At 62.1% G+C, this 25,294-nt stretch carries 21 protein-coding genes; 11 read left to right on the top strand and 10 right to left on the bottom strand.

The annotated features are described in order from the left end of the window. Positions 1-79: 79 nt before the first annotated feature. Positions 80-286, top strand: a complete 207-nt coding sequence (locus AC0L3O_RS02415; RefSeq protein ID WP_023797798.1) for a hypothetical protein — start codon at positions 80-82, stop codon at positions 284-286. 21 nt (positions 287-307) lie between these two features. Here AC0L3O_RS02415 and AC0L3O_RS02410 read toward each other — a convergent pair whose 3' ends face one another. The 4 genes from AC0L3O_RS02410 to AC0L3O_RS02395 form a co-directional block, all read right to left on the bottom strand. Further along, positions 308-898, bottom strand: a complete 591-nt coding sequence (locus tag AC0L3O_RS02410) for a DUF1772 domain-containing protein (protein ID WP_287062108.1) — start codon at positions 896-898, stop codon at positions 308-310. 548 nt (positions 899-1,446) lie between these two features. Next, positions 1,447-3,069, bottom strand: coding sequence for a SpoVR family protein (locus AC0L3O_RS02405; RefSeq protein WP_128166565.1), 1,623 nt, complete (start codon positions 3,067-3,069; stop codon positions 1,447-1,449). A 9-nt stretch (positions 3,070-3,078) separates the two neighbouring features. Continuing rightward, the gene (locus tag AC0L3O_RS02400) at positions 3,079-4,389 is read right to left on the bottom strand and encodes a YeaH/YhbH family protein (protein ID WP_023797795.1); all 1,311 of its coding nucleotides are present in this window, start codon (positions 4,387-4,389) and stop codon (positions 3,079-3,081) included. A 19-nt stretch (positions 4,390-4,408) separates the two neighbouring features. Continuing rightward, entirely contained in the window at positions 4,409-6,358 is a 1,950-nt protein-coding gene (locus AC0L3O_RS02395; RefSeq protein WP_023797794.1) for a PrkA family serine protein kinase, read from the bottom strand. A gap of 423 nt (positions 6,359-6,781) precedes the next feature. Between AC0L3O_RS02395 and AC0L3O_RS02390 the strand changes: the two genes are divergently transcribed. Beyond that, entirely contained in the window at positions 6,782-6,961 is a 180-nt protein-coding gene (locus tag AC0L3O_RS02390; protein WP_023797793.1) for a hypothetical protein, read from the top strand. Between the two features lie 35 nt (positions 6,962-6,996). Here the strand turns inward: AC0L3O_RS02390 and AC0L3O_RS02385 are convergent, their stop codons facing one another. After that, positions 6,997-7,434 carry a DUF2267 domain-containing protein gene (locus AC0L3O_RS02385; RefSeq protein WP_091596603.1) on the bottom strand — a complete coding sequence of 146 codons (438 nt, stop codon included), beginning with the start codon at positions 7,432-7,434 and terminating at the stop codon, positions 6,997-6,999. A gap of 164 nt (positions 7,435-7,598) precedes the next feature. Here AC0L3O_RS02385 and AC0L3O_RS02380 point away from each other — a divergent pair, with 164 nt between their 5' ends. The 7 genes from AC0L3O_RS02380 to AC0L3O_RS02350 all read left to right on the top strand — a co-directional run bounded on the left by AC0L3O_RS02380 (position 7,599) and on the right by AC0L3O_RS02350 (position 15,349). Then, positions 7,599-8,069 (top strand): nucleoside deaminase, encoded by a 471-nt coding sequence (locus AC0L3O_RS02380; protein WP_473614664.1) that lies wholly within the window; start codon positions 7,599-7,601, stop codon positions 8,067-8,069. A gap of 300 nt (positions 8,070-8,369) precedes the next feature. After that, on the top strand, positions 8,370-9,359 hold the full coding sequence (gene coxB, locus AC0L3O_RS02375) for a cytochrome c oxidase subunit II (protein ID WP_473614662.1): 990 nt from the start codon (positions 8,370-8,372) through the stop codon (positions 9,357-9,359). After that, positions 9,356-11,872 (top strand): cytochrome c oxidase subunit I, encoded by a 2,517-nt coding sequence (ctaD, locus tag AC0L3O_RS02370; RefSeq protein WP_473614661.1) that lies wholly within the window; start codon positions 9,356-9,358, stop codon positions 11,870-11,872. Before coxB ends, ctaD begins: the two co-directional genes overlap by 4 nt. 7 nt (positions 11,873-11,879) lie before the next feature. Continuing rightward, complete coding sequence (locus AC0L3O_RS02365; protein WP_128166553.1) at positions 11,880-12,260, top strand: hypothetical protein; 381 nt, start codon at positions 11,880-11,882, stop codon at positions 12,258-12,260. Beyond that, entirely contained in the window at positions 12,257-12,880 is a 624-nt protein-coding gene (locus tag AC0L3O_RS02360) for a cytochrome c oxidase assembly protein (RefSeq protein ID WP_023797787.1), read from the top strand. The genes AC0L3O_RS02365 and AC0L3O_RS02360 overlap by 4 nt, the downstream gene beginning before the upstream one ends. Next, the gene (locus AC0L3O_RS02355; RefSeq protein WP_287171166.1) at positions 12,880-13,965 is read left to right on the top strand and encodes a c-type cytochrome; all 1,086 of its coding nucleotides are present in this window, start codon (positions 12,880-12,882) and stop codon (positions 13,963-13,965) included. The genes AC0L3O_RS02360 and AC0L3O_RS02355 overlap by 1 nt, the downstream gene beginning before the upstream one ends. A gap of 64 nt (positions 13,966-14,029) precedes the next feature. Then, complete coding sequence (locus AC0L3O_RS02350; protein WP_473614737.1) at positions 14,030-15,349, top strand: PQQ-dependent sugar dehydrogenase; 1,320 nt, start codon at positions 14,030-14,032, stop codon at positions 15,347-15,349. A 92-nt stretch (positions 15,350-15,441) separates the two neighbouring features. Here AC0L3O_RS02350 and AC0L3O_RS02345 read toward each other — a convergent pair whose 3' ends face one another. The 3 genes from AC0L3O_RS02345 to AC0L3O_RS02335 form a co-directional block, all read right to left on the bottom strand. Continuing rightward, on the bottom strand, positions 15,442-16,572 hold the full coding sequence (locus AC0L3O_RS02345; protein WP_287342134.1) for a GNAT family N-acetyltransferase: 1,131 nt from the start codon (positions 16,570-16,572) through the stop codon (positions 15,442-15,444). Further along, positions 16,569-17,558: a sterol desaturase family protein gene (locus tag AC0L3O_RS02340; RefSeq protein ID WP_287342133.1), complete on the bottom strand. Its 990-nt coding sequence runs from the start codon at positions 17,556-17,558 to the stop codon at positions 16,569-16,571. Before AC0L3O_RS02340 ends, AC0L3O_RS02345 begins: the two co-directional genes overlap by 4 nt. Positions 17,559-17,799: 241 nt before the next feature. Beyond that, complete coding sequence (locus AC0L3O_RS02335) at positions 17,800-19,704, bottom strand: heparinase II/III family protein (RefSeq protein WP_287238713.1); 1,905 nt, start codon at positions 19,702-19,704, stop codon at positions 17,800-17,802. 117 nt (positions 19,705-19,821) lie between these two features. Between AC0L3O_RS02335 and AC0L3O_RS02330 the strand changes: the two genes are divergently transcribed. After that, positions 19,822-21,066 carry a glycoside hydrolase family 5 protein gene (locus AC0L3O_RS02330; protein WP_287342132.1) on the top strand — a complete coding sequence of 415 codons (1,245 nt, stop codon included), beginning with the start codon at positions 19,822-19,824 and terminating at the stop codon, positions 21,064-21,066. Here the strand turns inward: AC0L3O_RS02330 and AC0L3O_RS02325 are convergent. Then, entirely contained in the window at positions 21,060-22,478 is a 1,419-nt protein-coding gene (locus AC0L3O_RS02325; RefSeq protein WP_287395706.1) for a phenylacetate--CoA ligase family protein, read from the bottom strand. The genes AC0L3O_RS02330 and AC0L3O_RS02325 overlap by 7 nt on opposite strands. Then, complete coding sequence (locus AC0L3O_RS02320; RefSeq protein ID WP_287342130.1) at positions 22,475-23,593, bottom strand: glycosyltransferase family 4 protein; 1,119 nt, start codon at positions 23,591-23,593, stop codon at positions 22,475-22,477. The genes AC0L3O_RS02325 and AC0L3O_RS02320 overlap by 4 nt, the downstream gene beginning before the upstream one ends. A 165-nt stretch (positions 23,594-23,758) precedes the next feature. On the opposite strand from AC0L3O_RS02320, the gene AC0L3O_RS02315 reads away from it, so the two are divergent. Then, the gene (locus AC0L3O_RS02315; RefSeq protein WP_287342129.1) at positions 23,759-25,198 is read left to right on the top strand and encodes a lipopolysaccharide biosynthesis protein; all 1,440 of its coding nucleotides are present in this window, start codon (positions 23,759-23,761) and stop codon (positions 25,196-25,198) included. Positions 25,199-25,294: the final 96 nt, after the last annotated feature.

Below are 25,294 nucleotides of genomic sequence, written 5' to 3'. Positions count from 1 at the left end.
CGGAACATTCATCGCGCCGTGCTGTTTCTAGGACAGGACCCTTTTTCTAGAACAGGACCCTTTTCGAAGGAGCTGTGCCATGAGCGGAACCAAACATCCAAAGTGGAAAAAGCCGAGCGATGCCGATCTGAGGAACAATCCCGGCATCGGCAGCTCCAAGGGCACGATCAAGGAAGGCGACGAACTCTTGCTCGAAGGCGAAAACACCATTGAAGGCGACGTCGAGAACGACACGAACGCCCTTGGCGGGATCAATCCAAGGCAAAAGATGCGGACGAACAAGTAGCGTCGCTGCGCATCCCACGCGCTATTCACTCCCAGCATAAAATGTCGCGGCGACAGCAATCGAGATCAGGCTCAGCATCGCCAGGCCTGCCCTGGCGACGTGCGAGGCTTCCCAAACATCGCGCAAGTCTTTCCAGTCGCCGCTTTGCTTCCGGCGGAGCATTGAAAAAAACGTCGCGGCTGGTTTCGACACTGCGACGTCCTGCACCCAGAAATTGTTGACGGGATGTGTTACCAGCCAATAGGTCGCATGTTCCGCCACCAGGAAGACAAGGGCCGCCAAAGTCCACCAGAATCGACCGCCTGGATAGGGCGTGAGGTAAAGCAGGATGGCGAGTGCAATGATGCCGCCGATCTCGGCAAACCCGCCGATCGTGAAGCCGGGATAGTAGATCTCCTGCACAGATTTGTAGGTGGCCTCCTTGAGGCGCAACTTGCCGGGCAACTCCAACGCGTGTGCGAGCGACAGCGCCATTGCGATTGCGACCAGAAGAAGGGTGACAATCATGAACGCGCGCATGCTGTTCCTCCCTGAACCGTCTTGGCAATACGCGGCGTACATAGCGTGCTCGCCGACACGGTAAAGGCGACGAAGGTGGAGCCGCCGCTCCATTATTCAACGCCGCCGGCATTGAGCCCCACCGCCAAGCCATGGAACCATCGTTCGGCGCGATGGTTGTCACCCTGGATGATCCTCCTCCGAGGAAACGGAAGGAGACACATGCCGCTGTGAACGACCCACGTCTAGGCCGGGGTCGACAGCGAGAACGAGCCATTCATTGGCGCCGGAGCTGTTGAGTGGAAACACATTGGCGCCGAGGAGATGTGAAGCAAGCTTCGGGGAGTCTCCGATGACCGATCCTGATCCAGACCCGAACAATCCCGTGCCGATACCGGATAATCCCAATCCTGAGCCGGCCCGGCCGCCTGCTCCGCCGGAGACTCCGCCTGGTGAGCCTCCGGGCGTTCCTCCGCCTTCGCCTGATCCCGTTCCCAGCCCCGAAAGGCAGCCCGTCGAAATTCCTCCCGATATACCACCGGAGATCCCCACGGAACCGACCTTCCCGGGTCCGACGGCCAGGGCATTGGACCCGGAGCATTGGACCCAGGAGTAAAAACCCGGCGGTAGAACGACGCCGTCGCCGGCCATTCCGGTTTTGGTCATTCCCCGATTTGGCTGGTCGAACGTTCGTTGAGCGTCGCGCCGGTTTGCGCATCGATCGCCGCCAGGCTGACCTCATAGCCCCACAGGGTCCGGATATGGCGCAGCGTCGCGTCGCGACCGGCCTCCTCCAGCATGATGCCGTTCTTCACCTTGTGCTCCAGTCGCAACTGCCGGTCGCCGAGCAGATCGACATCCACAACCTGGATATCCGGCCGGCTCGCGCCGATGTCGTAGCTCTGGGCGAGCCCGGCGCGTATCTTTTCGTAGCCACGCTCATTGTGTATCGACGCGACTTCGTAATGCGGCTCGCTGGCGGCGTCGGCGAGGACAAAGAACCGCCATTTCCGCATCAGGGCGGGGCTCAGATACTGGCGGATGAAAGATTCGTCGCGATGGTTCGCCCACGCGTCGAGCAGGGTTTCGCGCCAATTGCCGTTGCCGGCGATATCGGGGAACCAGTCACGATCCTCGGCGGTCGGCTCGGTCGCTATGCGCTGGATGTCCTGCATCATGTCGAGGCCCAACGCATAAGGATTGATACCGGAAAACCGCGGGTCGTCGAAGCCTGGCTGAAAGATCACGTTCGAATGGTTGCGCAGGATTTCCAGCATCGCGCCTTCGCTGATCAGGCCACGATCGAACAGCATGTTCATCAGCGTGTAGTGCACGAAGGTGGCGCAGCCTTCGTTCATCACCTGTGTTTGCCGCTGCGGATAAAAGTATTGCGCGACGACGCGGACGATCCTGACGATTTCACGCTGCCAGGGCTCCAGGACCAAGCTGTTTTTTTCCAGGAAGTAAAGCAGGTTCTCCTCGGGCAGCTTGAGCGTTTTCTTTCGCTCCGCGATGTTGGAATCCTTTGCCCCAACATTGTCTCCGCCCTTCGAAGGCGGCAGCGTGCGCCACAGATCGTTGTAAGAACGCTCTTCGTACTCCAGGCGCTCACGAACGCCTACACGCTGCCGCTCCGACGACAGCTTCGGCGGCCGGCGATATCTGAAGACCCCCTGTTCCATCAGCGCGTGGGCCGCATCGAGGATCGCCTCCACCGCGGCAACGCCGTGCCGCTCCTCGCAACGGGCAATGTAACCCTTGGCAAAGTCCAGATAGCTCAGGATCGCGCTGGCGTCCGTCCATTGCCGGAACAGATGATTGTTCTTGAAAAAATGATTATGGCCAAGCGCTGCATGAGCTGTCACCAGGGCCTGCAGGGCCATTGTGTTTTCCTCCATCAGGTAGACGATGCAAGGATTGGAATTGATCACCAGCTCATAGGCGAGCCCCCGCCCGCCTTTGCGATAGAGCAATTCCTGGTAAAGGAAATGCTTGCCGAAGGACCAGTGGCGATACATCAGCGGCATGCCGACCGAGGAATAGGCGTCGAGCATCTGCTGGGACGAGATGATCTCCATCTGCACCGGATAGATGTCGAGGTGAAGCTCTTCGATCGCGATCGCCTCGATCGCGTCGTAGGCGCGCGACAGTGTCTTGAAATCCCAGTCGGACCCCGAAAAGAGCAAACCTGATCTGCTGGTTTGGCCTGGTTTGCTGGTTGGGCCTGATTTGCTGGTTTGGCCCGACTTGCTGGTCTGGCCCGACGTGCTGGTCTGGTTCGCCATCGGCTCCCCTCAAGCGCTTTTCTGCAGGACCGGCTGCCTGGCAAAGAGCTGGCGAAAGACCGGATAGATGTCGGCTGCGTTGGCGATACGGCTCATCTGGAAATTCGGCCATCGCTGGTTGACAACGCTGTAGGCGCGCCAGAGCGAGGTCCCATTGTCGGTGGTGCCGAAAATATGGCTCTCACGTTCGTCGATGATCTCGACATAGGCGAAATACTGGCACAGGCGCATGACCTGGCCGTCCATCAAGCCGATGCAGCGCTCGGAATCGGTGACGAAATTGTCGCCGTCCGACGCTTGGGCGGCATAGATGTTCCACTCGTTGCTGGGATAGCGTTGCGCGATGATGCGGTGCATTTCCTCGAGTGCCGTGGAAACAACCGTGCCGCCGCTTTGCGTATTGTAGAAGAAGGTTTCCTCGTCCACCTCCTGCGCCTCGTGCGTATGGCGGATGAAGACGATTTCGGTGCGGTCGTAGCGCCGTTTCAGGAACAGGTGCAGCAGCACGAAGAAGCGCTTGGCCAGATCCTTCTCGCGTTCGCCCATCGAGCCGGATACGTCCATGAGACAGAACATGACCGCATTGGCATTCGGCACGGGCTGGGCGTCGAAACGGTTGAAGCGGATGTCGACGGGATCGACATAGGCGATCCGCTTGCGGCGGCGCTCAAGTCGCTCAAGCTCCTCCCGCAACGCTGCAATGCGCTGGCGTGCCGGCGCCGCGCTCTGCGGCTCGGCCTCCAGGATTGCGAGTTGCTCCGCAATCGCATCGAGTTCCTCCTGCTTGGGGCGCCTTAGCGCAATCCGGCGACCATGGCTGTTTCGCATCGTGCGCCCGACATTGATGTTGGTGGGCGAACCGGTCGCAGCGAACCCGGCGCGGCGCGGTTTGAAGGATAGTATCTCCTTGAGGTTGAGCTTGACCATGTCGGGAAGTTCGAGATCCTCGAAAAAGAGGTCGAGCACCTCCTCGCGCGAGAGCACGAAACGAAAATCGTCCTCCGAGACCGTTTTGCCGGGAGACGAGCCGCCGCCGCCCTGGCCGGGCTTGGGAACCCGGTCGCCAGGGGCGAAATGCTTGTTGCCCGGCAGGATGTGCTGTCGCCGGCCGCTGTCCTTGGCATCGCTGAAGCTCGGCTCTGCTGTGCCCCTCGCCGGCATCGAAACGGTGTGCTCGCTGTCGACATCGGCGATCTTGCCGGTACGGATCCGATCCCGGATGCTTCGCTTCAGCTCTTCGCGCGCACGCTTCAGGAAGCGCTGGCGGTTGCCGAGGCTCTTGTCCTTTGGGTTCAGTCGGCGATCGACAAAGATCGGCATGGAACCATCCCGGCCGGACTCAGCCCGCCTTGTTCACCCGCATGTACCAGTCCACCAGCCGGCGGACCTGGCGTTCGGTGTAACCGCGTCCGACCATCCGATGCACGAACTCGGTATGCCGCTTCTCCGTTACGCTGTCCTGCTTGGAGCCGAAGCTGATCACCGGGAGCAGATCCTCGACCTGGCCGAACATCCGCTTCTCGATGACTTCGCGCAGCTTTTCATAGCTCGTCCACGACGGGTTGCGGCCATGGTTCCTCGCCCTTGCGCGCAACGTGAACTTCACGACCTCGTTGCGGAAGTCCTTGGGGTTGGCAATGCCGGCCGGCTTTTCGACTTGCGACAGTTCGTTGTCCAGCACCTCGCGATTGAGGATCTGGCCGGTATCGGGGTCTTTGTAGTCCTGGTCCTCGATCCAGGCATCGGCATAGGCGATGTAGCGGTCGAACAGGTTTTGGCCGTATTCGCTGTAGGACTCCAGATAGGCCTTCTGAATTTCATGGCCGATGAACTCGGCATAGCGCGTGGCCAGTTCCGACTTTATGAAGTCGAGATAGGCGGCTTCCGTTTCCTTGGGGAACTGCTCGCGCTTGATCGCCTCCTCCAGAATGTACATCAGGTGCACGGGATCGGCGGCCACTTCCTTGGTGTCGTAGTTGAAGGTCTGCGACAGGATCTTGAAGGCAAAGCGCGTGCTGACGCCGGTCATGCCTTCATCGACCCCGGCGGCATCGCGGTATTCCTGAACCGACTTCGCCTTGGGATCTATGTCCTTGAGGTTCTCGCCGTCATACACGCGCATCTTGGTGTAGAGCGGCGAATTGTCATGCTCGGCCAGACGGGTCGAGACGGTGAACCGGCTGAGAATGTCGAGAACCTCCGGTGCACAGGAACTGGAGGCCAATTCGCTTTCGCGCAGCAGCTTTTCGTAGATCTGCCTTTCTTCGGTGACCCGCAGGCAATACGGCACCTTGACCACCAGGATACGGTCGAGGAATGCCTCGTTGTTCTTGTTGTTCTTGAACTGCAGCCATTCCGATTCGTTGGAGTGGGCTACGACGATGCCCTGATACGGGAAAGATCCGAAGTTTTCCGTACCGTTGTAGCTGCCTTCCTGGGTAGCGGTCAGCAACGGATGCAGGACCTTGATCGGCGCTTTGAACATCTCGACGAACTCGAGCAGCCCCTGCGTGGTCCGGTTCAGGCCGCCGCTGTAGGAATAGGCGTCCGGATCGGATTGGCTGAAATGCTCGAGCTGTCTTATGTCGACCTTGCCGACCAGGGCCGAAACGTCCTGGTTGTTCTCATCGCCTGGCTCGGTCTTGGAGATGCCGATCTGGCGTAGCCGCGAAGGCATCAGCTTAACGACGCTGAACTTGGAGATGTCGCCGGACAGTTCGTCGAGGCGCTTGGCCGCCCATGGCGAAATAAGACCGTTCAGCCGGCGCCGCGCGATGCCGTATTTGTCCTCCAAAAGGTCGCCCATGCGGTCAGGATTGAAAAGCCCGAGCGGCGATTCGAAAACCGGACTGATCTGGCCGCCGACCTTCAGCGTATAGATCGGACGCTCCTCCATCAGCTTCTTCAGCCGTTCGGCGAGCGAGGACTTGCCGCCGCCGACAGGGCCAAGCAGATAGAGAATCTGCTTGCGCTCCTCGAGCCCCTGAGAGGCATAGCGGAAATAGCCGGCTATGCGCTCGATCGTGTCCTCCATGCCATAGAACTCGGCGAAGGTGGGATAGACCTTGATTGTCCTGTTCGAGAAAATGCGGCCGAGCCGCTCATCCATGCTGGTGTCGATCAGGGTGGGCTCGCCGATCGCCTCGACCATCCGCTCGGGCGCCGAAGCATACATCGATTTATCCTCGCGGCAGGCAAGGAGATATTGCTGGATGCTTATCTCCTCCTGCGCCGCATTGGTGTAAATCTCCGAAAACAGATCGAAGACGTCGGAGTGGTTCTCGCGCATGGTATTCCTCGCCCCGGCCGGTCTGGTTGCTGTCGCCTCTTCACTCAACTGTCGGAAAGCCTTTGTGGTTCCCTATTACACGTAGTGCGTCCGCGACCGGATGTTAGGGGTCCAGACAGATATCGTGAACGCCTGGAAGTCAGCCAGCGAATGGCTCGCACAATGGAACGTTTCCGAGGGAAGTCCATTCTTCCACCAGCGCTTGCCGAGCGCAACAGCCCGCTGGGTACAAGTTGCCTTTCTGAGGGAATAAACCGCCCGCGTTCAGCAGTTGCCCGCGTTCAGCAGTTGCCCGCGTTCAGCAGTTGAATGGCGAATCACTGGCCATTCGGCGAAGAGAGTTGCACTGCGGTGTCCAATCCTGCACCGGGAGCAACGGTTTCGCTCCTGCTCGGTAACGAAACGAGGGAAAGGAGATGTTCCATGTTCGAGAACAGCATGTGGTTGATCGTCGTTGCTGGCGGCCCGCTACTGCTGGCAATCGTGCTCGCCTACGCACTCCTTACGTGGCGACGCCGTGGGCCTGCAGAGCGCAGAGAAAGCGATCGGGCCACCGAGCGACTGTATCGCGAGGAAAACGATCGCCCGGGCGGAGGCAGTTGAGAACCGCATCGGCAGGCCCGACTTTGGTCTTGCTGCTAGACTCCAACACTTTCGGGCCAAAGCGCCCGGATCTGCTTCGGCAACGCGTCCCGCACCTTGGCCGACTGGCCGAGGTCGACATGCCTGGCGAGTACCTTGAACACGGATCTCGTCGCATCCTCGGGATTCACCGGTCGAGTGGATTTCATCTCCTCGGCCACCCGCTGCAAAAAATCCTCCAACGAACGGCTGCTCGTCGGCAGATCACGCGGCCGATACCGATCATAGTAGGCTCCGCGCACAAGAAGCGGCAGTTCAGCCCCCAAATTGGCAGCCAGTTCGATCTGCAGCCAATCCCGCAAGGTGCGTAGAACGGCTCCCAGCATATGCCAGGCCACGCGCCTGTCGGGCCCGTGATCGGCCATGATCTCGTCCAGCCAGATGTTTGTCGTCTGCAGGGTTTTGTCAAAAACTTCCAAGCCGGTTGCGCTCATCGTCGCCTCCTCTGGGCAGTCCAACACCCGCCCAAATCACCCGCCCAAAATACCCGCCATGACGCGCAAACGGCGATCGAGCGCAATTGTTTCGTCACTCGTTGAAAATTGTCCAAGAGCTCTTTACGCGTACAGTTACGAACGGGCACCCCAAGGAGGCGGCCATGAAGAGCGATACCGAATATCTACGTCTCGCCGTGGAGATCGCCGCCGAGAGCCGGGCGAGTGGCAATCATCCTTTTGGGGCGCTCCTGGTCGGGCCGGAAGGCGACGTGCTGCTTTCGTCGGGCAACACCTACGCCCGGGATCGCGGCGTTGGCCACGCAGAGGCAAACGTGGCCCGCGCGGCCGCGCAGCAATACGACCCGACCTTTCTCGAGCGATGCACTCTGGTGACCTCGGTCGAGCCGTGCTGCATGTGCGCCGGGGCCTGTTACTGGGCTGGCATCGGCACCGTGGTCTACGGACTCAGCGAAAGGCGGCTGGCCGAGCTGACCGGAGACAATTCGGAGAATCTGACCCTCGATCTGAGTTGTCACCAAGTGTTCGCCGCCGGACGGCGCCATGTAGCAATCCGTGGCCCATTCCCTGAACTCGAAGAAGAGATCGTAACCGACCACAAGGATTTCTGGTGACCGAACCAAAAAGGACTGCTGTGAAGAATCCGTAGCCTCTGCGGCGCCACGAGCTCCGGCCACTTCCGGCCCAAAGGTTTGACACGCGAGGCCCGCGTCTTGTTGCAGAAAGCCATCGACGCGTTCATCGCAAATCCCGGTGCGCATCTCAGGACTCGCGCGCGCAAAACCGCCGACACGCAAAACCGCCGACTGGAACCTACATTCGGACTCGACCGACACGTTCATTCCACCAGTTGGAAAGCTCAGTTGCCCGGAACCTTCCTCCCCTCTCGCCGGTTTACCGCGGAGGGGTTGCAAATGGGTCGATATTTCAGCCTGTCAGCTGCGTCATTGTTGCTCGCGAGCGGCTCTGCCGGCGCCCAGTCGAGCACTCAGTCGGCACTTGAGCCCGCGGGAGCGGAAGCGCAGCAGATAGAAATGCTGTTTTGGGTCATGCTAAGCAGCGGCGCCGTCATCTGGCTGGGCGTGGTCGGCCTGCTTATTCATGCAGCCCTGGTCAATCGCCGCAGGCTGGCCGAAAAATCTGCCAGCAGCATCATCCTTTGGGGCGGCGTAGTCTTCCCCTCGGTCACGCTTTGTGCGCTGCTCGCCTATGCGCTGTGGCTGATGCCTGGCCTTCGGCCCTTCGCCCAGGCGAGCCCCGCCGCCCTGCGGATCGAAGTCACCGGCAGGCAGTTCTGGTGGGAAGTTGTCTATCACCCTCCTCAGGGACCGCCGGTCACTTCCGCCAACGAGATCAGGCTGCCGGTCGGCGAGCGGGTCGAATTGACCGTGAAAAGCGCCGATGTGATCCATTCCTTCTGGATCCCACCGCTCGGCGGCAAGATGGACATGATCCCCGGCCGCACCAACAGGCTTTCGATCATGGCCACCAAAGCTGGTATATTCCGCGGCCCGTGCGCGGAATATTGCGGCACGTCTCACGCGCTGATGGCGCTCTCGGCCGTCGCCATGGCGCCCGAAGCCTTCCGGTCCTGGCTTGCCGCCCAGGCAATTCCCGCGGAAGGGGCCGGCGCAAGCGGCGGCGCGCTGTTCCTGCGCCATGGCTGCGGGTCCTGCCATTTCGTCGCGGGCTCCGATGCGCGCGGCCTGATCGGCCCGGACCTTTCGCATATCGGTTCTCGCGCCACCGTCGCAGCCGGAATCCTGCCCAACACCGAAGACGCCGTCACCCGCTTCATCGCCCGGCCCGACCTGATCAAGCCTGGTTCCGGGATGCCGGCCTTCGACATGTTGCCGCCGGGCGACATTCGCGCCATAGCCGCCTGGCTGAGGGGCCTGCGATGAGCGCTGCTGTCAAGGAGCGTTCGCCGGAAGAATACAAGGCGCAGGAACAGCGGCTGCGCGCCGTCTGGGCCAATCCAACCGGCTGGCGCTACTGGACCTCGGTGAACAATTACCAGATCGGCCTCTGGTACGGCTCGGCGGCCTTCGCCTTCATGCTGTTTGCCGGCGTGCTCGCGCTCCTGGTGCGGCTGCAGCTCGCCGTGCCCGACAACGACCTCCTCTCGGCCGACTTATTCAACCAGGCTTTCACCCTGCACGGCACGGTGATGATGTTCCTGTTCGCGGTGCCGATCTTCGAGGCGGTCGCGATCTTCCTGCTGCCGCCGATGCTGGGCGCCCGCGAAATGCCGTTTCCGCGCCTCGGAGCCTTCAGTTTTTGGAGCTTTTTGCTCGGCGGTATCTTCGTCTGCGGCTCGATCTTCTTCAATGCGGCGCCGTCGGCAGGCTGGTTCATGTATCCGCCGCTCGCCACCGACAAGGAGTTCTCCGGCATTGGCGCCGACATCTGGCTGCTCGGCCTTTCCTTCATCGAAGTCGCCTCGATCGCGGCCGCCGTCGAGCTCATCGTCGGCATCATGAAATGCCGCGCGCCGGGCATGCGCATCAACCTGATGCCGCTCTTCGCCTGGTACCTGCTGATCGTTGCCGGAATGATCCTGTTCGCCTTCCCCCCGCTGATCGCCGGCGACCTCCTGTTCGAGATGGAACGGATGTTCGATTGGCCGTTCTTCGACGCAGCGCGCGGCGGCGACCCGCTGCTGTGGCAGCATCTGTTCTGGATATTCGGCCATCCGGAAGTCTACATCATCTTCCTGCCGGCGATCGCGCTGATGGCCATGATCGTGCCGACTTTTTCCCAGCGTCCGATCGTCGGTTACTCCTGGATCGTGCTCGCGGCAGTGGGGACAGGGTTCCTTTCCTTCGGCCTGTGGGTGCACCATATGTTTGCCACAGGCCTGCCGCAGATCTCGCTGGCCTTCTTCTCGGCGGCCTCCGAGGCGGTGGCGATCCCGACGGGCGTGCAGATCTTCGTCTTCATCGCCACCATGCTGGCCGGCCGGGTGATCTTCTCGACCCCGATGCTGTTCGGCACCGGAGGGCTGGTCATCTTCGTCATTGGTGGCCTGACGGGCGTCATGGTGGCGCTCGCACCCTTCGACTGGCAGGCCCACGACACGTATTTTGTCGTTGCGCATCTCCATTATGTGCTGATCGGCGGCATGCTTTTCCCGGTCGTGGCCGGGCTCTATTACTATTACCCGCTGATCGACGCGAAGAAGCTCTCAGACCGGTTGGGGCGGCTCGCCTTCTGGCTGATGTTCTGCGGCTTCAACATCGCCTTTTTCCCCATGCATCTGAGCGGCTTGCGCGGCATGCCCCGCCGCGTCTTCACCTATCCGGCCGAAATCGGCTGGAACTGGCTGAACCTGATCTCGACGGCCGGAGCCTTCATTTTCGCCGCGGGCGTGCTGGTGGTCGTCTTCGACGTGCTCAGGCCAAAGCACCGGCAGCCGCGCGGCGAATTCAACCCGTGGAATGCCGGCACGCTGGAATGGATTTCCGAGCCGGAGGAGAACTGGGGCGTCCGCTCGATACCCATCGTGCGCAGCCGCTACCCCTTGTGGGACCAGAAGGACCTTGCCCGCAAAGTCAATGAAGGCCGCTATTATCTGCCCGACGCGGAAGAGGGATGGCGCGAGGGACTGGTCACCACCGTGCTCGACGCCGAACCCGTCCAGGTGCTGCGCGTCGGCGGCACCTCCCATGTCACCATCGTCTCGGCTCTTTCGCTCGGAGGCGCCTTCATCGCGCTTACCTTCCACTGGTGGATCGCGACGGCTCTGGCCGCATTCATCTGCTTTTGGGCCATCATCTACTGGCTCTGGACGGGCACTGGCGAAATCCCCGAGAAGCCGGAAAAGGATGTCGGCCTGGGCCTCAGCCTGCCGCTTTATGCCTCCGGCTCCGATTCGGTCGGCTGGTGGGCGATGTTCATCACCATGGTGGGCGATGGCACCGCGTTCGCCAGCCTCGTCTTCGGCTATTTCTTCTACTGGACGATCCATTCCGACTTCACCGCGGGGATTGCCGGGCCCGATGCGGTCTGGTCGCTGGTGGCTGCCAGCCTGTTCGCTGCGGCGTGGGGCCTGATGGTGGCGGCACGCACGGTCAACAGGCGCGGCGCTACGGCCACTATGCGCGGCTTGCTGGTGCTGTCCCTGCTAACGACCGTTGCCGCGTCCGCCACAGGCCTGGCCGCGCCATTGTCTCCAGGCATGGACCCGACGCGCCACGTCTATCCCGCAATCGTCTGGATCCTGGTGATCTGGGTGCTCGCCCATGCAGCGCTCGGCACAGTCATGCAGGCCTATTGCCTGGCCCGCTCGCTGGCCGGCCGACTGACGCCGAAGCATGACCTGGATCTAGGCAATGTGGTGCTCTACTGGCATTTCCTGCTGATTGCCGCCGTCACCACCTTCGCCATCATCGGCCTCTTTCCGGCTGCGATGTGAGGCGCCGATGTGGCTTGTCCCAAAACAGATCGAGACACTGTGGACGCTGTTCACTGCGCCGGTGGTGTGGGCTGCGCATTTCCTTGTTTGCTACATCGGCGCGGCGATCTATTGCGCCAAGCCCGAGCTTGTCGGGCTGAGTTTCAGCGCTGTGCGCGCCGGCATCGCCGCCGCCACCGTGATCGCCCTCTCGCTGATCGCGCTGTCAGCATGGCTCGCCTGGCGGCAATGGGGCTTCGGCACAGACGATCCGCCGCACGACGATCCGACGAGACGCGACCGGACCCTGTTCCAGGGCTTTGCGACGCTGCTGCTCTCGGGTCTCAGCTTCATCGCCGTGATCTTCACCGCGATGCCTGCATTGTTCCTGACGGAGTGTATCCGGTGAGACGCGCCTGCCTCATCCTCGGCATCCTCGTCCTTGCCCTGGTCTGGCTCGGGCCGCTGCTCGATGGCTTGCGGGATTCGTTTTCGGCGCACATGCTGGCGCATATGGGAGTGGTGGCGATCGCCGCGCCGCTGATGGCGATTGGGGTCCCGCTCGGCCCGACACCAGGTGCGAGCCGGGCGTTCACCCTCGCCCTCCCCGCCTCCCTCGTCGAACTCATCGTCGTCTGGTCCTGGCACGCACCGGCCTTGCGGGCTCTGGCGCAAAGCTCGCTGTTTGTCACCGCTGTCGAGCAGGTCACGTTCCTTGCCGCCGGGCTGTTCCTGTGGCTGGCCTGCCTGCCGCGCCGCGGCTCGGACACCACAGGCTATGCCGCCGGCGCCTTCGCCCTGCTTCTGACGTCCATCCACATGACCTTGCTCGGCGCGCTGCTGGCGCTGACCCCGCGGCCGCTTTATGGGACCGGCGAGACAAGCTGCTTCGGCATCGCGCTTTCCGCCCAGCAGGATCAGGAACTTGGCGGCGTCATCATGCTTCTGGTCGGCGCCGCTGTCTACCTGGCCGGCGGCGTGACGCTTTTCGCGCGCATCCTCGCCACACCACCGCGGAAGACGGTCTGATGCATATCAGCTGGAAGAAGCTCGCCATAGCGCTTGCCATTCTGCCCTTCGTCGTGGTGCTGGCGGCCTGGATCGGCTTTTTCAATGTCGGTGCCTCGAGCGGCCACTGGAAGATCACGGAATGGTTCCTCCATTTCGCCATGCGATCGGCTGTGCGCACCTATGCCCTGGCGGTCGACGTTCCAGAGGCTCTGCCGCGCCATGCGATTCAGCCGGCTGCCGGGCATTTCGCACGCGGCTGCGCCATCTGTCACGGCGCGCCGGGCGAGCCGCGATCTCCTGTCGTCATGAGAATGCTGCCGCAGCCGCCTGACCTTGCCGGGGCCGTCGGCGAATGGTCGGACGCGGAGCTTTTTCGTATCGTCAAGCACGGCGTGCGTTTCACCGGCATGCCGGCCTGGCCGACGCAGGAACGCGACGACGAGGTCTGGGCGATGGTCGCCTTGCTGCGCGAACTGCCGTCGATGGACGAAGCCAGCTATCGTGATCTCGCCTATGGCGAAAGGCCTGCGCCTCCTGCAGACGCTGCCGGAACCCTGCCGCAAGCGCTGGCGGATTGCGCCCGCTGCCACGGCGAGGACGGTTTTGGACGCGGTCCTGCGATACCCGTTCTGGCCGGGCAGAGCGAGGCGTATCTGCTTGAAAGCCTGCGTGCCTATGCCGAGGAAGGCCGGGCAAGCGGGTTGATGAGCCTGCCCGCCATTGCGGCAGGGCCTCAACTCTGGCCGGACCTGGCCAAGCATTTCGCTGCCCTGCCGGCGATGCACCCCGGCGGCGGCGGCGATCCAGCACTTGTCCGGCGCGGCAAGGAAATTGCCGAGAGCGGCGTCAGGCAGGCCAATGTGCCCGCCTGTCTCGGCTGTCACGGAAGACAGGACCGCAGCCCGCTCTATCCCTCGATCGCCGGCCAGCCGGCGCCCTACATCGAGACGCAGCTTGGGTTGTTCAGGGCGGGAAAGCGTGGCGGAACGCGCTTCGGCCATCTCATGGCAAATGCCGCGAAGGGTCTGACGGACGACGACGTCCGCGCGCTTGCGGCCTACTTCTCCCGATCGGCCGCTGCGTCGGCAACCGCAACGCGATAAGCGCGTTTGCGTCCTTTCGACGTTTTTCGAGGTTCTGGTGAAAAACTTGGCTACCGCCCTTCTCATGCTGATCATTGTTCTCGTAATCGCCGCAGGAGCGATCTTCTTCCTGTCGCGCGAACAAGCGACCGTTCCGATCGCGGAGACCTATGGCCCCAACCCGACCCTGCCGGAGCCCAATCCGACCTGGCTGCCGACCGTCCATGTCGCCAAGGCCATGCCATGGCCGCAGGGCACCAAGCCGACAGCGGCCCAGGGATTTGCAGTCAACGAATATGCCCGCGGGCTCGACCATCCGCGCTGGCTGTATGTGTTGCCAAACGGCGACGTGCTGGTGGCCGAGAGCAATGCGCCGCGCAGGCCGGAGGAGGGCTTCAGCATACGGCGCTTCTTCGTCAATTTCTTCCAGAGCCAGGCCGGCGCGGGGACGCATAGCGCCAATCGCATCACGCTGCTGCGCGATCAGGACGGCGACGGGGTGGCAGAAACCAGAACCGCCTTTCTCACCGGGCTGTTCTCGCCATTCGGCATGACCCTGCTCAACGGCAAGCTCTACGTCGCCAACGCCAATGCAATTGTGGCCTTTCCCTACCAGGAGGGTGCGACCGAGATCACCGCACCAGCGGAGAAGATCGTCGATCTGCCCGCGGGGAGGAACCACCACTGGACCAAGGACGTGACCGCCTCGCAGGACGGGACGAAGCTCTATGCGACGGTCGGATCCAATTCCAATGTCGGCGAGAACGGCCTGGAGGAAGAAGAGAACCGAGCCGCCGTGCTGGAGATCGATCTCACCTCGAGACAGACGCGTCTCTTCGCCTCCGGCCTGCGCAATCCGAACGGCCTGTCGTGGAACCCGGAAAGCGGTGAGCTCTGGGTCGTCGTCAACGAGCGCGACGAGATCGGCAGCGATCTGGTGCCGGACTACATGACTTCGGTGAAGGATGGCGGCTTCTATGGCTGGCCTTACAGCTATTTTGGCCAGCACGTCGATAATCGCGTCAAGCCGCAGCGGCCCGACCTCGTCGCCCAGGCGATCAAGCCGGACTATGCGCTCGGGGCGCACACGGCTTCATTGGGACTGACCTTCAACACAGGCGACCTGTTCGGTCCTCAATACAGGAATGGCGCTTTCGTCGGGCAGCATGGCTCGTGGAACCGCAGGCCGCACAGCGGCTACAAGGTGATTTTCGTGCCGTTTTCAGGCGGCAGGCCCTCCGGCCCGCCCCAGGACATCCTCACCGGCTTCCTGAGCGAGGACGACAAGGCTTTTGGCCGTCCCGTGGGCGTGGCGATAGACCGGCGCGGCGCCCTGCTGGTGGCGGATGATGTCGGCAACAAGATCTGGCGGGTCGTTCCAGCTCAGACGCAATCGGCACTTTGAGCAGTTCGTGCTGCCGGCGGCCCGGAAGCGATATGGCACCGCTTGCCATTGCCGGTCGGACAGGGCGTTCCGGCGCCGATCAAAGCCGAAAATCAAGCTGTCGTTGCCAATCCGCGCCCCCGTGCGTGCCGGACCCTTTGACGCATACGATCGGCAAGGGAAGCGAGCGAGCCTTGCGCCGTGCGCGTCCCAAGGACGGATTGCAGGACAACGCCCTGCGTTGCGAATTTATGCTTGAACGCCTCTGCGCCGCACAGGAAATCGACCGTGCTCAAGCCGTGATCGAACGACCACTGTATGTAGTCCATCATCAGGATCATGCCCGGCGACGCCTGGCTGAAATCCGGATCGAAAGTGGTCACGAACGCCATCATGGTGTGGTGCTGGACGAAGTTGATGGAAACCGCGACCATTGCGCCATCGCATTCAAGTACGAAAATGTGCAGCACGCCGGCACGCGCCAGCGCGTCAACAAGTGCGGCCAGTACCGGCGCTCCCTCTTCGAAAAGTTGCGATTCACGCTTGCGCTCGACCAGCCATCTGCGCTTCAGGGCAGAGAGCCGGTCGAGTACCGGCTGCAGTGGCTCGTCTGGCGCAAGCAGGCGAAATTTCATTTCGCCGGCTTCTTCCAACGTCTTGACGCCGCGCCGATAATTCTGCCGTGTCTTTTTCGACTGCTCCGCGAACCACGCTCCTCCGCTCGCCCACTGTCCGGCGACGCGATAACTGACTTCCTCCCTGTGATTGGGGCGAAGCCTGATCCCGCTGGAGGTATCCGGAGTGAGCATTTTGCGGACCGCCGCACCCGGCAAGAGACGATTGAGAAAGGCAATGTCGAAGCCACCGGCATCACAGATCCGGGCCCATACGTCCTGCAGGGCCGATAACGAGCATTCCGGAGCAACAAGAATATCGCCGTAATCGGTATAACTGTTGGCCGCCCATTCGAGAAACCGCAGGCCTTTGCGCTTGCCGATCGCCATGGGAAGGACAGCAACGAGCTTGTCACCATTCCAGACCAGGCCGATCCGCAGCGCGCGCTGGTCACGGTCAGCTACGGTATTCCACCAGGCCGAAATCCAGGCATGACTCTGAAAGACCAGCCCATCGGTGCGATGCCAGAGATTCATCCAATCGGCTTCGATCGCAGCCAGGCGATCCGCCGAACGGACAACTTCCAGGCGCTCTGCGCTCGAGGCGTCAATCGAAACAATGGTGTTCATGAAGGGGAACGATCCTGTGCGATGGCATCGGGACGCCTCAGGAACAGTCTGCGAAGATGCCCTCCCATCTTCCTGAGCGGCAGGACGTAAAGCCCAAAGAGCGATTGATAGTCGCGCACATCGCGATCTATCAGGCCAAATTTGAGGTCTTCATCCGGATCCGGGACAAACTGCGTCCCGAAGAGGCGATCCCAGAACGAAAACAGCAGGCCAAAATTCTTGTCGTAGTGGCGAGGGTCGATGCTGTGGTGCACCTGGTGCCAGTGCGGACACAAGATGACGTTGTTCAACGGGCCGAAGGAAATCTTGAAATGGGTATGACGAACAAAGTCCATCATCAGGATGTTGCGGATGACATAGACGTTGGTGCCGAAGATGGCGATCTCTACCGGATCGAGCGCGATCAGGCTCCAGATGCCGAAGCAGATCCCCGGGATGACGCCATCCCAGATACGGTTCATCAGGTCGTCCAGCGGATGAACCCGATCCTTGGTGATTCCCACCATCACCTCGGCCGAATGATGCACTTTGTGCAATTCCCACAGGAACGGGAAGTGGTGCTGGGCGACATGGTAGAGATAGTACGAAATGTCGTAGGCGATCAGCATGGTTGCGGTGAAGATGACGATCGTCACCGGTCCGGCCGGGCCGTTGATGAGCGGCGCCTCGATATCAAGCAGCCAGCCGATTGCGTGGTGCGTCCCATAGCCGACGGCGGCAACGAAGGTGGCGCCGGCAGGGATGAGCAGGAATGGCATTATCGCCCGTTTGGTGACCCAAAATAGGACATCCGCTCGCGCCGACGGGTGCAGGATGACTTCCGCCGGAAAAGCGAAATCGAAGAAGTCCCTGAGGGATTTATGCTCGACAGTCCGCCAGTAAGCGACCACCGCGCTCCCCAGTGCCGTGAAAAGCAGGAGGCCGAGCGTCACCAGATCGACGTTCGAAAGCTTTTCCACAATCAATCCGGCGAATTCAGAAAACATCGGTGCGGTGGCTCCTGGGCCGTAAAATGGCCGTCCGGCGAATTGCGAAGCAACAAACTTGCCAAACCCACTGCATGTGCCGGCAACCAAATGGCTATTGCGGCTGCAACAAGCAAAAGCATGCCGGATTTGCGCCAGACTAGCAGTTCAACCGTAACAAAACGCTAAAAGTTCGAAAGCAATTAATCTCGAACATGGCCGAAACACCGGAGAGGCCGCTCTGCTGCAGCGCCGGTCGCTATCATAGCGGCCGGCGGATTGCCGCGAGGTGTATCTCAATTCCGTCTTCGCCCACTTCGCCACGCCAGGCGACGCGTTCGGCCGGCTGCCTGACGCCAAAACGCGGTGAAACCCAGCCGCCCTGCCCCGGTGCGTCGCCGCCGGCACGGATGTCGACCGCAGCGTCCGGAAAGCGCATGGCTATCAGCGGCTCATCGCCGCGCTGCACCGTGACCGTATTTTCGTCCCGGTCAGTGCCGAGGCCGGCTGCGAGTTGAAAGACGATCTCGGCCACACGCCTGCCGCCGAGCAGTTGGTCGCTCACGACGATGCCGTCGGCCCGGTGCGTCACGGTGCGCTGATGCACGACGCCGAAGCGGCTTTTATACCCGTCATGGCGGGCGCGCAGCTTCCAGTGCGTTCCCGGCTCGCTCTCCACCAACTCCGCAATCGCCTTGTGCGACCAGTTGAACATCCCGGCGATGATGCTTTGGCTTTTGCCCTCGATATTCAGCGTGTTATGCGCCGGTGTCGAGCGAAACCAGTTGCGCCAGACGCCTCCCGAACCGTAGAGCCAGGTGCCGGGATCGACCAGCACCGGCTCGCCATCGATGCACAAGGTGAGCGACAGCGCGTCGGCATGGCCGTGAGCCGCTATCGAGAGATAGCCGAGCGGGCCGTGGTCGAATGTCAGATCGATGCTGCGGCCGTTCATCTCGCCGCGCCAGACCGAGAGCCCGCCCTGCGTGAACGTTTGCAGCCCACGCGACACCGGTGCCGGCTCCAACGGCGTGCCAAAGACAAGCGCCCGAAAATCGTCGGGTCCCGCTGCCTTGCCCGGCATCTGTAGAAAGCCATGGATGGCGGCGGCGACGGATCGGACATAGTCCGGCTCGTCCCCGAGCGTCAGCACGCGACCTTCGTCATTGTCGCCAAAGCCGGCGGCTGGTGGCAGCCAGGCGACGAAATTGGCAAAAGCGGCCAGGCGCGCTTCGACGGGCGAGGCAAACGGCGTTCCGGCCTGGCGTGCCGCAGCGGCGCACAGCAAGATGAGTTCGGCGGTGAAGGCCGCGTATGTCGGGGTCTGCTCGGCACCGGCGCCATCGGCGAGAATCTGCTTGCCCGCCTCAGCCTGGAGGGCGCCGCGTGCAGCGTCGGCTGCAGCCCCCAACGCCAGGCCGATCAGATACTCGCCAGCCAGTTCTGCGACGAGATGATTGTTGGCGGAGGAAAACCGGGAGGGGAACCGCGGCAGCCAATAGGCGCTTGCCGCCAGTATTTCGCCCACTTGCTGCCGTGTCGCCGCGCCCAGTCGGTCGCCGACGAGGTCCATGGTGACAATCAGGCTGATGGCCCGCAGCGCGACTTCGATGCCGGAGGCCCAGCCAACCCCCCGAAACGGCGGGTTGGCTGAATGCCAGCTGTCGATCGCCGCCTGTATGGCCCTCCGGGACTGGTCGTCGCCGGCGAGAAGCAGGTGGGCGGCCAGTGGCGGCAACCGCTGCAGCCGGTTGATCTCCCACACGTATTTTACATCGCCGCGGCCGCCGCCATGGCGAAAATCGATATCGAAAGTATGGGCCTCGGCACCCGGCCAAAGCCTGCCGGTCACCGGATCAAGGCGCCAAAGCTCGGGAGGAAACAGCCGATCGGGATCGCGCCGCGGCCATGTCCGCCCAAGTGCGGAAAACTCGCCGCCAAGCGTGTTTTGCGCCGCCGCCGCTATGGCTTGCCGTTGTGCCGGTGTCGCAGCCAGCACAGCATCGCGCAATCCGCGCAGCACCGGATGCAACCGGGGCGAAGCATAACGCTGCCAGCCGCCGTCGCGGCGGCGCGAAGCGATCCTTCGACGCTGCTCGCCCAGCCGGTGCAACACCTCAGCCGGCTCCATGCTGCGCAACCGGTTGATGTACCAGCCGATTCTCATACCGCTCCGCCAAGGTTTGGATTCTTGTATACCATGCTGTCGAAAAGCCGCGCGACCGCAATCCTCTTTTCCGATCCTGCGGTTAATATCTCCGACCATGAAACGGAAAGAGTGGCGATGAGAAGGACGGCGCTTGTTGCAGCATGGATGCTCGGCATGGCGATAGCCGCCAGCGCTGCCCCGATCCCGCTGCAGCGCGGCGTTGGCGTGCATGAATGGCTCAACTGGTCGCCGGTGGAGAACGATGGATCCTACCGTTGGCCGCCCTATCGCAGCGAGCAGGAGTGGCGCGCTGCACATACCCCGCTCACCGATTGGCCCGGCGACGCGTTTGCGCACATTCGGTCGATGGGCTTCGACTTCGTCCGGCTGAGCGTCGATCCCGGCCCTCTGCTTGCCAGCCGGGGCGCCAAACGCCAGCAGGCGCTGGACATACTTGCCGCCGCGGTCGAGCGGGTCACGTCGGCCGGCCTCAAGGTGGTTTTCGACCTGCACGGCGTCACCCAGGTTCCGGCCTACAGCATGGAGATGATCTATGACGGTGCCGACAGCGAAGGCGTTGCCAGCTATCGCCAAATGGTTGTGGCGGTCGCCACCATGCTGGCCAGGGTTGGCACCGACAAGGCAGCCCTCGAGCCTTACAACGAGCCGGCATACTATCCCTGTGATCCGAGCGGCAGCGATGACTGGCAGCGGATCATGGCAGACACGGTCCGCGATATTCGCGCAGTCAGCAGCGAACTGACCATCATCGCAACAGGCGCCTGTGGCGGCAGCATTGCCGGACTGGTCAATCTCGCCCCCGGCTTTGACGATCCGAACATCTACTACAGCTTCCATATGTACGAGCCGCACAGTTTCACCCACCAGCGCTCCGACGGTACAGGCGCTTTCGCCTCGGGGCTGCCCTGGCCGGCCGACAGCAGCACGCCCGAAAAGGTGACCGAAACCCTTAAGGCCCGAATGGACGCCGCCGGCTTGAGCCCGGTCGAGCAGGTGATGAACATGGTCGCGGCGCGTGAAGCAATCGCCCGGTATTTCGAGCAGAATTGGGGGCCGAGCCAACTCGAGGCGAGCTTCCGTCAGGCGGTCGACTGGGGCCAGGCGCATGGCATTCCAAGCCGGCGGCTGTTCATGGGCGAATTCGGCGTCATCCTCATGTCGGCGGACGGCCGCATGGGCGCGTTCGACGCTGACCGTCTGCGCTATCTCGAGGCGGTGCGCCAGCAGGCGGAACGCTTCGCGATACCCTGGTCTGTCTGGGAATTCGCCAATCCGCATGGGATGTCGCTGATCCTCCCCGACGGACCGCCCGTAGCTGATGGCGGACTGGTGCGAGCGCTGGGTCTTGCGTTTCAGTAACGCGACATGTCGAGTTGCTGGTTGATGAGCGCCCGCTTGCCGCCCCGCCCGGCGGCAATGCGGTCCACGGCTTTCAGGCAAAACCGGATACGACCGTTTGTGCGGTTGACCAACGACTCGACGAGTCGCGCGGCGCAGGCAGGTGCCGCCCCGGCGGTCGGGATATAGCGAATCAATGCCTCGCCGGGCTGGTCCTGGTAGAATTGCAGTTCCTCTATGCCGTCGAAGAATGCGGGGCCGTCGGGCACGAGGTGCGTCGTCACCACCCGGCCGCCGTCGGCGGTCACCAGATAGTCGACGTTTCGGCGCGGCATGACAGCCTCGACTCTAAGCCGCTGGCCGTTTGCCTCATTCGGCAATTCCACCAACCGGGCAGAGTCGCCGGTATCGTAGCGGATGAAAGGCATGCCGGTCGACAGGAAGCCAGTGCCGACGAGCCTTCCCTCCTTGCCTGTCTCTGTTACCGGCTCGCCTGCCGCGTCGACCAATTCGGCGAGGCCGTAGAGAGGATTGAACTCGTAGCTGCCGAGGGCTCCGGGCGTTTCTTCGGCGAACAGCACCTTTTCGCTGAGCCCATAGAAGCAGGACAGCGGTACGTCGCCAAGAACGTTTCGGATGATCTCCCGTTGATGGGGATGGACTGGCTCTGAGATCATCATCATGCCCTTGACGGGCCGTTTTGGTACTCGGTCAAGCACGCGCATATGCCGGCAAAACAGCTCTATGGCCGAGGGATAGCCATAAAAATACGTGATGCCCCGCGCGTCGATCAGGTCGAGATAGGCATCGGCGTCGTCGATGGTCATTGGAAAGACAGCGAGCCTCAGTTCACGGAGTGCCGGGTCCCATTCATGCCGTCGCTTGCCGGTGGCATCGAGGCTGAAGCCGCGGAAGCAGACGCGCGCCGTGCCTTCATCAAAACCGATCCGCGACCAGACGTGGTAGACGAACGCCATCTCGCGGGCGCTCCGATCCTTATCGAGATAGAAGCGAAATGGCTTGTCGGTGCTGGAGCCGTTGCCGGAGGCCTCATCCAGTTGGGCAATCGGCACCGCCAACGCTGCAGTTCCAGCCTTTCGCAGGATGTCCTTGGACAGAACCGGGAGGCGGCGCAGGTCGGCAAGTCCCAGCGTCGACAGATCGAAGCCAGGACCGAGGGCTTGGTCGATCGACTCGCGATAGAACGGACTGCCGGCATGGGCTTTCCGCAACAGCGCGCGCAGCGCGGCCAGATGAAATTGCCCGGCATAGACAGGATCCTCGGCGGCCATGGCGATCCGGCTCCGCCACGACCGATAGGTCGCACCAAATTTTACCCGAGTTGGCGCCAGCGCCAGCACGGGCGCCAGCAGCCGCCTGACCGCTGTCGGGCTTCGCACATAGGCACCGCGCGCTACGTCAAGAAAATTCATGATTTTGCACCGGACCTGCCGTTTGCCGCCTCATGCCACACACGGCATATCGATGCCGCGAACGAAGAAAGCTCCAGCCGTTCCCGGTGCACCGCCATGGCAGCCGAGCCAAGACGGGCGCGCAACGCCGTGTCGTCAACCAGTTCTGTCAGTGCCTCGGTCAGCGCCGCCACATCGCCGGGCGGCACCAGCAACCCGGTCTTCTTGTCGATGATGATGTCCTCTACGGCGCCGACAGGCGTGGTTACCACCGCGAGGCCGGAGGCCATTCCCTCGATGACCGAGACCGGGAGGTTTTCGGCGAATGAGGGAAGCGCCAGAATGTCGGCCGAAGCGATCAGCGATGCAACCTCGTTCGGACCCACCCAGCCTGGAAACGCAATACATCCGGCAAGCCCCAGCCCGGCCGATCTTGCCCGTACGGCCTCGACGTCACCATCACCGGCGATTGTGGCGCGCCACTGTCTGGCAGGCTTCATGCGATGCAGTGCGTCCAACAATTGCGGCACGCCCTTGCGGTCGCCGATACGGCCCAGGAACAGGATGTGAACGCTGTCTCCACCACCGACATGGGCGAGCGACGGCACTTCGGTAGCATTGGGCACAATCACTATGTTCGCGGCCGCGCCTGGTGCCCGTGCCGTGACGAAGTCGCGCCAGATACGGCCCAGAACCACGATCCGATCGGCATGCTCGAACATATGCCGGATGTGGCGGCTCATGAAGCTGCGGTTTTCCTTCCAGAACGTCTGGTATTGAGCTCCATGCAAATGCAGCACATAGGGGATGCCGAGCAATCGCGCGCACCTCGCGATGACCATCTTGCGGTAGGTACTGCCAAAGCTCGATACGTTGATGTGAACGACGTCGGCACGGCCGGCAATACGCGCGATGAACATCCGAAGGCAAAAGCCAATCATGTAGAAGACCGACAGCGCGACCGAGCCCGAACCGCGACTGGGAAGGAACCTCGCTTCGATCTTTCCAACTCCCTGCCGTTGGAGTTCGCGATCAAGCGCCGCCATGATGCGGTCGATGCCGCCCTGCCCCGACACACCCGACGGGGTCGCGACCAGGACATGGATTTTTCGATCGGGTAAGAGACTTTGCAGCATGGTATTCTGGATAGCACGGACCGAGTAACCACAAAGCAAACGTTCCCGGTAAGTTTACGACAAATTTTTTAGTTCAAACTGAATCTGTTCACCTTTCGCCGCTGTCGTGCTGGATTTTCCGCCAGTCGACGGCTAGTCGAGGTGGAATTTTCCGGGGACGACCCTTTGCTGCTGCGCTCCACGCTCATCTATGCCCCGGCGATCCTGCTGACGCGGATTTCGGCGCTGCTCCTGCTAGTCATCGTGACGCGGCTGATCGACCAGACCGAGTATGGCCTGCTGACCCTAGTGGTGACCGTCGGCGAAATGACCGACATTGCAGTCACCAACTGGCTGCGCATCGCTTTGCTCAGGCTTGGCGGCAAAGGCGACGTCAGCCGCGGCAGCCTGATGCTGGCCGGGCGGGTGTTGCTTGCCAGCACGGCACTGGCGCTAATCATATCCGTGGTCGCCTCCGCAGTGATCGTGCCGGAGCGCTGGGTCGAGTTCGCGACCGCTGTGTGCAGCTACCTGATTGCCGGTTCCATCGGCCGCTACGCGTTGACGGTGCTGCAGATGCAGCAGCGTCATTCGGTCTATTCGATGCTCGAGTTCCTGCGCGCCCTGCTGCAGCTGGCGCTGCCGATCGGCGCCATCGTCCTGTTTCAAGATTCCTTTCTGACGGTATCGCTCGGCTCGAGCCTTGGTGTTTTAATCGCCGGTATCGTGGCGGGCATCATGGCATCCCGACGCGTCGTTGCCGGTCCGCCACGCTTCACCCAAAAGGAGTTCTTCGTCCTCGGCGTGCCCCTGGTCATAATGGCGCTGGTAGGCTTCGGCCTGCATAGCGCCGAGCGTGTGTTCCTCAAGATCTATTACGATGCCGGCGCAGTGGCGATCTTCGCCGCAGCCTATGCACTGGCCCGCCAGCCGATCGATATGGTCGCCAATTCCATTAACATGGGCGCCTTTCCCGAGGTGGTCAGTCGGTTCGACGACGACGGGCCTGCGGCATCGGGCCGGTTGCTGTCGCAATTGATGGCCTTGATGATGCGCCTATGCCTGCCGGTTGCAGCGATGCTGGTCGCACTCAGCAGCGATATCACGCAGCTACTGCTGCCCTCCGAATATCACGGCCGTTTCGGTCTGCTCTTTCCGATCATCGCCTTCAGCGTGCTGTGTGCCAATCTCGCCAGCTTCGTCTATGGCACCGTGGTGCACGCGCACAAGCGGCCGTGGCTGCTGATCATCGCCAATTCCTTCGGCTCGGTGGCGACAATCGCACTGTCCGTGCTGTTGATCCCGCCGATGGCGGAGGTCGGCGCTGCTTTGGCACTGGCGGGCGGATCGCTGGTCGGCCTTTTAGCCTGCATTATCATCAGCGAACGGCTCACCCCGGTGCCGGTGCCATGGCGCGACATCGGCATGTCGGTCGTCATCTCGCTCAGCACGGGGCTGGCCGCCGGCCTTGCCAGCGCTCTGTTCGGCGATATGCCGGCCATCTTCTCGCTCGTCGCGGGCGCCGCCGCTGGCACAGTGGTTTTCTTCGGGCTGACCTGGCTGGTCTACCCTGCCGCCGCGATGCAATTCGTAGCCAAGCTGAGGGCGCGGCTAAGGCTCGCCTAGGCCGCAACGGCATTTGCCAAATTGCCGTGCCATAGTCCTGGAAAAGGCGGCTCCGACTTCGGACCGACGCAGCAGCCCAGGGTCGGCGCCCTGGTA

It is taken from the genome of Mesorhizobium sp. WSM4810, from assembly GCF_055811235.1.
This window is presented reverse-complemented; position numbering and strand designations above follow the sequence as displayed.